Consider the following 11807-nt stretch of genomic DNA (forward strand, 5'->3'; position numbering starts at 1 on the left):
CACGTGGCGTGAGGCCCCACCGTGAAGCACGGAAGAAGAAGGGAGCGGAAGTGAGCTACTCCGTGGGACAGGTCGCGGGCTTCGCCGGCGTCACGGTGCGCACGCTGCACCACTACGACGACATCGGCCTGCTCGTGCCCAGCGCACGCAGCCAAGCGGGTCACCGGCGCTACAGCGACACCGACCTCGACCGGCTGCAGCAGATCCTGTTCTACCGGGAGCTCGGCTTCCAGCTCGACGAGGTCGCCGCCCTGCTCGACGACCCGGACGCGGACCCGCGCGCACATCTGCGCCGGCAGCACGAACTGCTGACCGCCCGGATCGAGAAGCTGAAGAAGATGGCGGCGGCCGTGGAACACGCCATGGAGGCACGCAAGATGGGCATCAACCTCACGCCCGAGGAGAAGTTCGAGGTCTTCGGGGACAAGGACCCGGAGCGGTACGCCGACGAGGCGGAAGCGCGCTGGGGCGGCACGGCGGAGTACGCCGAGTCGCAGCGCCGCGTCGCCCGTTACACCAAGGAGGACTGGCAGCGGATCCAGGCCGAGATGGCCGACTGGGGCGAGCGCTACGACGCCCTGATGACCGCCGGCGAACCGCCCGCCGGCGAGGCGGCCATGGCCCTGGCGCAGGAGCACCGCCAGCACATCTGCACCTGGTACTACGAGTGCTCCTACGAACTCCACCGCTGCCTCGGCGAGATGTACGTCTCCGACGAGCGCTTCAAGGCGTTCTACGACTCGATGCGCCCGGGCCTCGCCGAGCACCTGCGCGACGCGATCCGCGCGAACGCGGACCGCCACCAGGCGTGACGCCCGCCCGGCCGGCGGTAGGGGGCCGTCGGGCAACGCGCCCTACCGCCGCGCCAAGCAAAAGGTGGTCACCCCGCGTCCTCGGGCTCGATCACCACGGCCGTCCCGTACGCGCACACCTCCGTGCCGACGTCCGCCGCCGCCGTCACGTCGAAGCGGAACGCGAGCACACCGTTGGCACCACGCGCGCGTGCCTGTTCGACGAGTCGCTCCATGGCCTGGTTGCGGGTCTGCACGAGCGTCTTGGTGAGACCGCGCAGCTCGCCGCCGACCATCGACTTCAGACCGGCGCCGAGCTGGCTTCCCAGGTGCCGGGAGCGGACCGTCAGGCCGAAGACCTCGCCGAGCACCTCCCGCACGCGGTAGCCGGGTACGTCGTTCGTGGTGACGACGAGGACGTCGGGCTGGGGGCCCTGTCCGCCGCCGAATTCATCGATGCCCATGGTTCACAGCTTTCTCCGGGACGGCCGACAGTGCATCCTGAGTACCCCCATGGAACCTGGGCCATGACGGCTGCGTTGATACTTTGAGGCAGTCAGCCCCAGCCCGTACCCCCAGCAGCAGGAGCCACATCCCCGTGACCACGCTTGCGCTCGGCCCCGAGTGGCTCGACCCGCACTATCTGATCGAGACCTTCAGCCTGCCCGGCATCCTGCTGATCGTCTTCGCGGAGTCCGGCCTCTTCGCATTTCTGCCCGGTGACTCGCTGCTGTTCACGGCGGGTCTCTTCGTGGCCGAGGGCACCTACATCACGCAACCCCTGTGGCTGGTCTGCACGCTGATCGTGATCGCCGCCGTCGTCGGCGACCAAGTGGGCTACATGATCGGCAAGTTCCTGGGCCCGAAGCTCTTCAACCGTCCCAACTCCAAGCTCTTCAAGCAGGAGAACCTGGACAAGGCCCACGAGTTCATGGAGAAGTACGGCCCCAAGGCGATCGTCCTGGCCCGCTTCGTCCCGATCGTGCGCACCTTCGCCCCCATCGTGGCCGGCGCCGGCCGTATGAAGTACCGCACGTTCGTCACGTACAACGTCATCGGCGGCATCGCCTGGGGCACCGGCGTCACCGTCGCCGGCTACTGGCTCGGCCAGATCGACTTCATCAAGAAGAACGTCGAGTCGATCCTCATCCTGATCGTCCTGCTCTCCATCGTCCCGATCATCATCGAGTACCTCCGCGACCGCTCCAAGAAGAAGCGCGCCGCGTCCGAGACCGCGGCGGCCCAGCCTCATCCCCCCGTCATGGACGACGCGACGACCCAGCTCCGCCGCATCACCCCGGACGACCAGCCCCACCAGCAGCCGCAGCAGCAGCCCCCCTACGGCAACCAGAACGGCTACAACGACCAGCAGTACTACGGCCAGTACCCCCAGGCCCCGGGCTACGGCCAGCAGCAGCCCTACGGCACCCAGCAGGGCGGGGGCCAGCAGCCTTACAACGGTGGTTACTGACGGACAACCCGCGGCCGCCAACGGTCAGGAAGCCCCGAGCCCATAGGCAAAGGGCGCTAGAAACCCCTGGTCCGCTTGGCGGCCCGCCGCTTCTCCGCAGACCCGATCCGCAGGAACATCCGCGAGATCTCGGACCCCAGATTCACCCCGATGGCGATCGCCATGGCCAGAGCCACCGCCTTGGACAGCGACACCAGCCCCTCGTCCACCTCGTTCTGCGCGATCGCCAGCAGCCCGAAGTACGTCGCGGAACCCGGCAGCAGCGGCCCGATCGCGGCAGTCGTGTACGGCAGAGCCGAAGCGAACTGATACCGGGACAACAGCTGCCCGAACAACCCCACGAGCCCCGCGGCCGCCGCCGTGGACGCCACCGGCGAGATGTCCCCCGCAAAGTGCATCGCGCCGTACACGATCCACGCGACACCGCCGTTCAGCGTCACCCACACCACGGTGGATCGTTCCTGCTGAAGCAGCACGGCGAACGCCAGTGACAGCAGCATCGACGCACCGATCATCATCACCGGATCGTCGGAGGCCCCGAGCGCCGCGTCCGGGTTCAGCCGCGCCCCCAGCTGCACGCCGAAATACAGCACCAGCAGCACACCCGCGACGATGCCCACGAAGAAGTACAGGACCTCCAGCAGACGCGCGGACGCGGTGATGTAGAAGCCGGTCAGCCCGTCCTGCACCCCCGCCACGAGCGCTCGCCCGGGCAGCAGCGCGAACAGCCCACCGGTGATCACCGCGGAGGCCTTCACGTCCACATGGCTGAGGGTCAGCGCGACCCCGATCGCGGCCGGCGGCGTCGCGGCCACCGTGAACTGGTAGAACTCCGGCAGCCCGCGCCCTGCGCACAGCCACGCCAGCCGGTCGCCGAGCATCGCGCCCAGCGCGGCCGCGACGAACACGATCAGATCACCGCCGACGAGCACGGAGGCCGCACCCGCCAGCAGCCCGCTCGCGCCGGTCAGCGCCCAGCCGGGGTAGGGGTGCCGGTTACGGCGGATCTCGGCGAGCCGCCGGTAGGCCTCCTCCAGGGAGACCGCCGTCTCGTCGTCGCTGAGGTCGTCCACGAGCTGGTACACGGCCGCCAGTCGCGTGTAGTCGGTGCCCCTGCGGCGCACGGTCCGCGAGGCCGTGACCGGGTCGTCGACGAGCGATGGCTGGTACGAGATCGCCAGCAGCGTGAAGGTGACGTTGGGCTCGCAGCGGTCCAGGCCGTACGACCGGCAGACGGCGAACATGGCCGTCTCCACGTCCTCGGCGCCCTCACCGCCCGCCAGCAGCAACTCGCCGATACGCAGCGTCAGGTCGAGCACGCGCGGCACGGCCGGCCCCGAGTCGTCGCCGCCGCGCTGGCTCGGCTCCGGCGCCGGCCGCTCAGCCACCGGCATGCGCAGCATGGTGCGCATCCGGTCCTGCCAGGGCACGTCCTTGGTCAGGCTGACCACGGGAATCCCGCTCGGCGGGGTGAACGCCGACGGGGCGTGCTTCGCGCTGTACGTGTTCGGCGGGGTGAACGCCGACCCCTCCGGCTCCGCCGAGGGCACCTGCGAGACGTCCAGCCCCTGCGGCAGGGCGAACTCGGACGTCACCTCGGACTCCGTACCGGTCACCCTGGGCACGGCAAGGCCCTCGGGGATCGCGAACTCCGACGTCGTCGACATGTCCCCGTCGACGGCGGCCCCAGCCGGAGGCAGGAACGTGCTCCTCGCCTCGTCCGACTTCGGCTTGCGGTCCTCCGCATCCGTCACTGCCTGGCGCTCCCTGTACAACACGTCAGCCTCAGTACCCCCCAAGCCCCCAAGCCTCAGTATGCGCACATACAGGCGAACGGGCCGCACGCGCAGGCGTACGGCCCGTGAGCATCACGAGGGTCAGTGACCGCCCTGCTCCTTGAAGCGCTTGTAGGAGCGCTCGATCTCGATCTCGGCGTCCGTACGGCCCACCCAGTTGGCGCCCTCGACGGACTTGCCGGGCTCCAGGTCCTTGTAGACCTCGAAGAAGTGCTGGATCTCCAGGCGGTCGAACTCGGACACGTGGTGGATGTCCCGCAGGTGCTCCACACGCGGGTCCGTCGCCGGCACGCACAGCAGCTTGTCGTCGCCACCGGCCTCGTCCGTCATCCGGAACATGCCGATCGCCCGGCACTTGATGAGGCAGCCCGGGAAGGTCGGCTCGTCCAGGATGACCAGCGCGTCCAGCGGGTCGCCGTCCTCGCCGAGGGTGTTCTCGACGAAGCCGTAGTCGGTCGGGTAGGCGGTCGAGGTGAAGAGTCGCCGGTCCAGGCGGATACGACCGGTCTCGTGGTCCACCTCGTACTTGTTGCGCGAACCCTTCGGAATCTCGATCGTGACGTCGAACTCCACCGGTGGCTCCTCCATGATCAACACATAGTTCTGGTGGTTAAGTGTCCCTCACGCAGGTGTGTGATCGCGAAAGGGGTTGGTGGTCGTGCCGGAGCTGCGTCCTTGGCGTGCCGCGAGACCGCACGTGGTACGGATCGCGGATGCCGTACGACCGCGCCTGGCCAGGGCCGCCGCGGCCGCGAAACCACGGATCGCGCGGCTCGCCCGAGCCGGGAAACCGCAGGTCGCGCGGGTCACACGGTCGAAGACCTGGCAGTACACCGCGGGCGCCACCACCGCCGGTCTCGCACTGGCCGCCGGTGTGGTGACCGCCGCCGGCCCCTGGGACTCCTCGGGTCAGCGTACGGCCGAGCGGGACCGGGCCGCGGCCCTGGGCCGCGCGGGTGGCACAGATCACGGCCGTGCCCCCGGCGCGCCCGCGCAGCCCCGGCCCGCCCTCAGCGCCGGGCCCGTGCTGACCGGCCTGGGCGGCGTCAGCACCGTGAAGTCCGCCCCCGACGGCAAGGCCCTGGCGAATTCCCTCACGCCCCTGCTGAAGGACCCGGAGCTAGGCCTCCGGCCCGCGGCGGCGGTCGTGGACGTCACGACCGGCAGGCGCCTGTACGGCACGGGCTCGGACGCCGCGCTCACCCCGGCCTCGACGACGAAGATCGCCACGACCGTCGCGGCGCTGTCCGCGATGGGCGCCGACCACCGCCTCACCACCCGCGCCGCGCTCGAACCCGACACGAAGGAAGTCGTCCTGGTCGGCGGCGGCGACCCCACCCTCACGGCCCGCGAGGCCCCCGGCGGCTGGGCCAGCCTGCGCGCCCTGGCCGACAAGACGGCCGCGGCCCTGGCTCAGCGTGGCATCCGCGACGTGACGCTCTCCTACGACACGACCCTCTACGCGGGCAGCCAGAAGCACCCGATCGGGGTCAACCCCAACCTCGCACTCGTCAGCCCCCTGATGGCCGACGAGGGCCGCACGGACGACTCGACGAGCGGCCCGGTCACCCGCGTGACCGACCCGGCCGCGGACGCGGCCCGCCGCTTCGGGGACCTCCTGAAGTCCCGCGGCATCAAGGCCACGGCCCCCGGCCCGTCGAAGGCCACGACCCGCGCGAAGACCCTGGCCACGGTCTCCTCGCCTCCGCTGTCGGCCCTCGTCGAACGGATGCTGACCAACAGCGACAACGACATCGCCGAGGCCCTCGCCCGCCACACGGCGATCGCCACGGGCCACCCGGCCGACTTCGCCGGCGCCGACCGGGCGATCAACGCCCGGCTGCGCAAGCTCGGCCTGCCCCTCAAGGGCGCCGCCTTCAAGGACGGCAGCGGCCTGAACCGCGCCGGCAGACTGACGGCCGACCTCCTCACCGCCCTCCTGGCCAAGGCGGCCGACCCCGCCCACCCCGAACTCCGCCCGGCCCTCACCGGCCTCCCCGTCGCCGGCTTCACCGGCACCCTGACCACCCGCTACACGGACGGCGCAGCCGGCGTCGTCCGCGCCAAGACAGGCACCCTGACCGGCGTGAACACCCTCGCGGGCACGGTCGTCGACCAGGACGGCCGCCTGCTCGCTTTCGCCTTCATGGCCAACAACACGAGAAACCCGGCGGCGGCCCAGAAGGCCCTGGACAAGGCGGCAACGACGCTGGCGGCGTGCGGCTGCCGATAACTGCCTGCCTGGCCGTGGGCAGTCGTTCCGCTGGGGCGATGGGGGTCCCCCCCTGCTCGAGCGAAGCCGAGAGCTTGGGGGAGGGCGGGCACGGCCGACAACGCCGAGCACCGGCCGAGAAACCCCGGCCATACCGACCCCGGCACGCCGGCTACAACGCCGCCACCCAAAACGCACCCCTGGTTCCACCACCCCCTCGCCGCCCTGCCCCAGCGGCCGGCGCTCACGTACGGTTGACGCATGACGAGCATCGGTGGTGCTTCAACCGGCATGGTCGACTGGAATCTCGCGGTCGCGACCGCGACCCGGCTCGTACGGCCGGGCCCCGACGTCAGCCGCGACGAGGCCCGGGCCGTCGTCGCGGAGCTGCGGCGGCACGCCAAGGCCTCGGAGGGACACGTCCGGGGCTTCACCCGTCTGGGCACGGAGGCCGGCCAGGACACCCCCGTCCTGGTCGTCGACCGCCCGGGCTGGATCCGGGCGAACGTCGCCGGCTTCCGGGAACTCCTGAAGCCCCTGCTCGACAAGATGCAGGACCGGCGCGGCAACACCCCCGGCGGCACGGTCATGAGCGCCGTCGGCGGCAAGGTCACCGGCGTGGAGCTGGGCATGCTCCTGTCCTTCCTGGCCTCCCGCGTCCTCGGCCAGTACGAGACCTTCGCCCCCGCCACGCGCCAGCTCCCGGCCGGGGAGCACGGCGGCGGCCGGCTCCTGCTCGTCGCCCCGAACATCGTGCACGTGGAGCGCGAACTCGACGTCGACCCGCACGACTTCAGGCTCTGGGTGTGCCTGCACGAGGAGACGCACCGCACGCAGTTCACGGCCGTGCCCTGGCTGCGCGACCACCTCGAGGGTGAAATCCAGTCGTTCCTGGGCGAGACCGACGTGGACCCCATGACCGTCCTGGAACGCGTACGCGAAGCCGCCCAGAGCCTGGCCGGGGGCCGCCCCGAGGCCGAGGAGGACGACGGCGGCCGCTCCCTCGTCGAGATCGTGCAGACCCCCGCCCAGCGCGAGATCCTCGGCCGCCTCACGGCCGTGATGTCCCTGCTGGAGGGCCACGCGGACTTCGTGATGGACGGCGTCGGACCGGACGTCGTACCGAGCGTCGGGGAGATCCGCGAGAAGTTCCAGCAGCGCCGCGCCAAGGGCGCCTCCCGCCTGGACCTGGCCCTGCGCAAGCTGCTCGGCCTGGACGCCAAGCTCCGGCAGTACCGGGACGGCGAGCGCTTCGTACGGGCCGTCGTCGACGAGGTCGGCATGGACGGCTTCAACCGCGTGTGGACCTCGCCCAACACCCTCCCCACCAAGACGGAGATCGCCAAACCGGCGGACTGGATCGCGCGGGTGCATCGCAGGACCGAGTAGTGAACATCGAGAGAAGGTCGTGAAGGAAAACGGGCCGACGGCAGGCGAACGCCCCTCCAATCACCCGTCCGAGGGACCGTGAGCCAGGGGTAGGCGTGCAATGCTCGGGGAACGGCCCGGTTCTGTCACCATCTACACACTCTGCGTGACCGACACTCGGGTTCACCCCCCGAAAACTTCATGAAGGGAACCGGACATGGGTCCCCATCCTGCGGTCGCGGCGATACGCCTGGCGGTCCGCCGCGTCCTCCACGACCTCCTCACCGAACACCGCACCGCCGCCGCACTCCCGCACGCCCCCTCGCACGAGCCGCCGCCCCCGCCGCTCGTGCTCGTGGCATGCTCCGGCGGCGCCGACTCCATGGCCCTCGCCTCCGCCCTCGCCTTCGAGTCCCCCAAGCTCGGCATCAGAGCCGGCGGCGTGACCGTCGACCACGGTCTCCAGCCCGGCTCCGACATGCGGGCCGCGGAAGTCGTCCTGCGCCTGCGCGAACTCGGCCTAGACCCCGTCGACTCCGTCGCCGTGACCGTCGGCCGCGCGGGCGGGCCGGAAGCCGCCGCCCGCGACGCCCGCTACGCCGCACTCGACACCGCGGCCGAACGCCACGGCGCCGCCGCGGTCCTGCTCGGCCACACGCGAGACGACCAGGCCGAAACCGTCCTGCTGGGCCTCGCCCGGGGCTCCGGCATCCGCTCCCTGTCCGGCATGGCCGCGGTCTCGGGGGCCGGCGGCCGTTACCGGCGGCCCTTCCTGGAACTCGACCGGCAGACCGCCCGCAAGGCCTGCATGGTCCAGTCCCTGCCCGTCTGGGACGACCCGCACAACGCCGACCCGGCCTACACCCGCTCCCGGCTGCGCCACGAGGGCCTGCCCGCCCTGGAGAAGGCCCTCGGCAAGGGCGTCGTCGAAGCCCTCGCCCGTACGGCCCAGCTCTCGCGCGACGACGCCGACGCCCTCGACTCCTGGGCCACCCGGGCCGAGGCCACCGTCCGCGACGCCGCCGGGCTCCTGGAGTGCGCGAAGCTCTACGCCCTGCCGCCCGCCGTACGCCGGCGCATCCTGCGCCGGGCCGCCATCGCAGCCGGTGCCCCGGCCGGTTCGCTGTTCGCCCGGCACATCGAGGAAGTCGACCGGTTGATCACCGGCTGGCGCGGTCAGGGTGCCATCAACCTCCCCGGCAAGGTCGTGGCCCGGCGGCAGGGTGGCAGACTGGTGATTCGGCAAGGCTGAATCACGACCCCTCCGGGCAGTCGGTGGAGGGGCCGCTCAGTCAGGGACGACCGAAAGTGATGCGGGTGGACGCGAAAGACATGGGTGCCGAGCTTCAGCAGGTGCTCATCACCAAGGAAGAGATCGACGCCAAGCTGGCCGAACTGGCCGCGAAGATCGACGCGGAGTACGCGGGCAAGGACCTGCTGATCGTCGGCGTCCTCAAGGGCGCGGTGATGGTCATGGCCGATCTCGCCCGGGCGTTGTCCACCCCCGTCACCATGGACTGGATGGCCGTATCCTCGTACGGGGCGGGCACCCAGTCCTCCGGTGTGGTGCGGATCCTCAAGGACCTCGACACCGACATCAAGGGCAAGCACGTCCTCATCGTCGAGGACATCATCGACTCCGGCCTGACCTTGTCCTGGCTGATCTCCAACCTCGGCTCGCGCGAGCCCGCCTCCCTCAAGGTGTGCACGCTGCTGCGCAAGCCCGAGGCCGCGAAGGTCGCCATCGACGTGGAATGGGTCGGGTTCGACATCCCCAACGAGTTCGTCGTCGGCTACGGCCTCGACTACGCCGAGAAGTACCGCAACCTCCCGTTCGTGGGTACGCTCGCGCCCCACGTGTACGGCGGCTGAAACTCCGGCCGGGGTGCCGTGACGGTGATCGGGAACCCCAGCGTGCTTCCCGCCGTTGGAGCATGCGTAGACGGATCGCCAGTCGTCCCGCGCGGCTTCAGGTGACAATGCTGGGGTACCGTCCGAAGAACAGCCTTTATCAAACTCACTATGGCAGGAGGGACGGGGCGGCACCGCTCCGTATGGATGGACGTGAAGCGATACTTCCGTGGGCCGGTCATGTGGATCGTGCTGGCCGTCCTTGCCGTGGTCGTGTTGATGCAGGTCGTCGGCTCGTCCGGCGGCTACAAGACGGTGGACACCGGCCAGGTCGTCCAGGCGATCAACCAGAACAAGGTGGAGTCGGCCAAGCTCACCACCGGCGATGACGAGACCATCAAGGTCACGCTCAAGGACGGCCAAAAGATCGAGGGCAGCTCGAAGATCCAGGCGAGCTACATCGGCAACCAGGGCGAGGACATCGCCAACACGCTGCAGAACAAGTACCAGAACAAGCAGATCCCGGACGGCTACACGGTCTCGCCGTCCAAGCAGAACCCGTTCATCGGGATGCTGATCTCTTTCCTGCTCCCCTTGATTCTCATCGTGGTCCTCTTCCTGTTCCTGATGAACCAGATGCAGGGCGGCGGCTCTCGCGTCATGAACTTCGGGAAGTCCAAGGCCAAGCTCATCACCAAGGACACCCCCAAGACGACGTTCTCCGACGTCGCCGGTTCGGACGAGGCCGTCGAGGAGCTCCACGAGATCAAGGAGTTCCTCCAGGAGCCGGCCAAGTTCCAGGCCGTCGGCGCCAAGATCCCCAAGGGTGTGCTGCTGTACGGCCCGCCCGGCACCGGCAAGACCCTGCTCGCGCGTGCCGTCGCGGGCGAGGCCGGTGTGCCGTTCTACTCGATCTCCGGTTCCGACTTCGTCGAGATGTTCGTCGGTGTCGGTGCCTCCCGGGTCCGTGACCTGTTCGAGCAGGCCAAGGCGAACGCCCCGGCGATCGTCTTCGTCGACGAGATCGACGCGGTCGGCCGCCACCGCGGCGCCGGCCTCGGCGGTGGCCACGACGAGCGCGAGCAGACGCTGAACCAGCTGCTCGTCGAGATGGACGGCTTCGACGTCAAGGGCGGCGTGATCCTCATCGCCGCGACGAACCGGCCCGACATCCTCGACCCGGCGCTGCTGCGGCCCGGCCGCTTCGACCGGCAGATCGCCGTCGACCGCCCGGACATGCAGGGCCGTCTGGAGATCCTCAAGGTCCACCAGAAGGGCAAGCCGGTCGCGCCCGACGTCGACCTGTCGGCCATGGCCCGCCGTACGCCCGGCATGACGGGTGCCGATCTGGCCAACGTGCTGAACGAGGCCGCTCTGCTGACGGCCCGCAGCGACAAGAAGCTGATCGACAACCACATGCTCGACGAGGCGATCGACCGTGTGGTCGCGGGCCCGCAGAAGCGGACCCGGATCATGTCGGACAAGGAGAAGAAGATCACCGCGTACCACGAGGGCGGACACGCCCTGGTCGCGGCGGCCTCACCGAACTCCGATCCCGTCCACAAGATCACGATCCTGTCGAGAGGCCGCGCCCTCGGCTACACGATGGTGCTGCCGGACGAGGACAAGTACTCGACCACGCGCAACGAGATGCTGGACCAGCTGGCCTACATGCTGGGCGGCCGCGCGGCCGAGGAGCTCGTCTTCCACGACCCGACGACGGGTGCCGCCAACGACATCGAGAAGGCCACGGGCCTGGCCCGGGCGATGGTCACGCAGTACGGCATGACCGAGCGTCTCGGCGCGATCAAGTTCGGCGGCGACAACACCGAGCCGTTCCTCGGACGTGAGATGTCTCACCAGCGCGACTACTCGGAAGAGGTCGCGGCGCTGGTCGACGAAGAGGTCAAGAAGCTCATCGAGACCGCGCACAACGAGGCGTGGGAGATCCTGGTCGAGAACCGCGACGTGCTGGACAACCTGGTCCTGGCCCTCCTCGAGAAGGAGACGCTGGGCAAGGAGGAGATCGCCGAGATCTTCGCCCCGATCGTCAAGCGCCCGCCGCGGCCCGCCTGGACCGGCTCCTCCCGCCGTACGCCGTCCACCCGCCCGCCGGTCCTCTCCCCCAAGGAGCTGGCCCTGACGAACGGTGCGAACGGCGCGACGCCGGCCATCACCACCGCGAAGAGCACCGCGGCGGAGCCCGCCCCGGCGCCCGAGCGAGCCCCGGAGGAACGCCCCGAGAGCTGACCACAGCTCCCGGCGGCCCCACCGGGCCCGGAATGGATGCCGCGCCCCCCAGGTTTTAGCCTGGGGGG

10 protein-coding genes are annotated in these 11807 nt (G+C 70.0%); 7 read left to right on the plus strand and 3 right to left on the minus strand.

Annotated features, from left to right (window positions below; translation table 11 throughout):
* The first annotated feature begins 50 nt into the window (after positions 1-50).
* A complete protein-coding gene (locus ACIBNA_RS24445; protein WP_399167260.1) occupies positions 51-812 on the plus strand; it encodes a MerR family transcriptional regulator in 762 nt (253 codons plus the stop codon).
* Positions 813-880: 68 nt separating this feature from the next.
* Here the strand turns inward: ACIBNA_RS24445 and ACIBNA_RS24450 are convergent, their stop codons facing one another.
* The gene (locus tag ACIBNA_RS24450; RefSeq protein ID WP_399167261.1) at positions 881-1255 is read right to left on the minus strand and encodes a YbjQ family protein; all 375 of its coding nucleotides are present in this window, start codon (positions 1253-1255) and stop codon (positions 881-883) included.
* A gap of 134 nt (positions 1256-1389) precedes the next feature.
* Between ACIBNA_RS24450 and ACIBNA_RS24455 the strand changes: the two genes are divergently transcribed.
* Positions 1390-2262: a DedA family protein gene (locus ACIBNA_RS24455; RefSeq protein ID WP_399167262.1), complete on the plus strand. Its 873-nt coding sequence runs from the start codon at positions 1390-1392 to the stop codon at positions 2260-2262.
* 56 nt (positions 2263-2318) lie between these two features.
* Here the strand turns inward: ACIBNA_RS24455 and ACIBNA_RS24460 are convergent, their stop codons facing one another.
* The gene (locus ACIBNA_RS24460) at positions 2319-4016 is read right to left on the minus strand and encodes a threonine/serine exporter ThrE family protein (RefSeq protein WP_399167263.1); all 1698 of its coding nucleotides are present in this window, start codon (positions 4014-4016) and stop codon (positions 2319-2321) included.
* A 123-nt stretch (positions 4017-4139) separates the two neighbouring features.
* Complete coding sequence (locus ACIBNA_RS24465; RefSeq protein ID WP_010044289.1) at positions 4140-4631, minus strand: inorganic diphosphatase; 492 nt, start codon at positions 4629-4631, stop codon at positions 4140-4142.
* A gap of 79 nt (positions 4632-4710) precedes the next feature.
* Between ACIBNA_RS24465 and dacB the strand changes: the two genes are divergently transcribed.
* From dacB to ftsH, 5 genes are all read left to right on the plus strand, one after another.
* On the plus strand, positions 4711-6291 hold the full coding sequence (dacB, locus tag ACIBNA_RS24470; protein WP_399167264.1) for a D-alanyl-D-alanine carboxypeptidase/D-alanyl-D-alanine-endopeptidase: 1581 nt from the start codon (positions 4711-4713) through the stop codon (positions 6289-6291).
* A gap of 240 nt (positions 6292-6531) precedes the next feature.
* Positions 6532-7659, plus strand: a complete 1128-nt coding sequence (locus ACIBNA_RS24475) for a zinc-dependent metalloprotease (RefSeq protein WP_399167265.1) — start codon at positions 6532-6534, stop codon at positions 7657-7659.
* A gap of 196 nt (positions 7660-7855) precedes the next feature.
* The gene (gene tilS / locus ACIBNA_RS24480; RefSeq protein WP_399167266.1) at positions 7856-8890 is read left to right on the plus strand and encodes a tRNA lysidine(34) synthetase TilS; all 1035 of its coding nucleotides are present in this window, start codon (positions 7856-7858) and stop codon (positions 8888-8890) included.
* Positions 8891-8949: 59 nt separating this feature from the next.
* Positions 8950-9510 (plus strand): hypoxanthine phosphoribosyltransferase, encoded by a 561-nt coding sequence (gene hpt / locus ACIBNA_RS24485; RefSeq protein WP_274249614.1) that lies wholly within the window; start codon positions 8950-8952, stop codon positions 9508-9510.
* A gap of 186 nt (positions 9511-9696) precedes the next feature.
* Positions 9697-11739 (plus strand): ATP-dependent zinc metalloprotease FtsH, encoded by a 2043-nt coding sequence (gene ftsH, locus ACIBNA_RS24490; protein WP_399167267.1) that lies wholly within the window; start codon positions 9697-9699, stop codon positions 11737-11739.
* Positions 11740-11807 lie beyond the last annotated feature (68 nt).

It is taken from the genome of Streptomyces sp. NPDC050164 (assembly GCF_044459945.1).
GTDB classification, from domain to species: Bacteria; Actinomycetota; Actinomycetes; order Streptomycetales; family Streptomycetaceae; genus Streptomyces; species Streptomyces coeruleorubidus_A.

What these genes read in the sequence shown, in the direction of transcription:
- ACIBNA_RS24450 (WP_399167261.1), bottom strand. Translation starts at nt 1,255, where the DNA reads ATGGGCATCGATGAATTCGGCGGCGGACAGGGCCCCCAGCCCGACGTC.
- ACIBNA_RS24475 (WP_399167265.1), top strand. Translation starts at nt 6,532, where the DNA reads ATGACGAGCATCGGTGGTGCTTCAACCGGCATGGTCGACTGGAATCTC.
- tilS (WP_399167266.1), top strand. Translation starts at nt 7,856, where the DNA reads ATGGGTCCCCATCCTGCGGTCGCGGCGATACGCCTGGCGGTCCGCCGC.
- hpt (WP_274249614.1), top strand. Translation starts at nt 8,950, where the DNA reads ATGCGGGTGGACGCGAAAGACATGGGTGCCGAGCTTCAGCAGGTGCTC.
- ftsH (WP_399167267.1), top strand. Translation starts at nt 9,697, where the DNA reads ATGGACGTGAAGCGATACTTCCGTGGGCCGGTCATGTGGATCGTGCTG.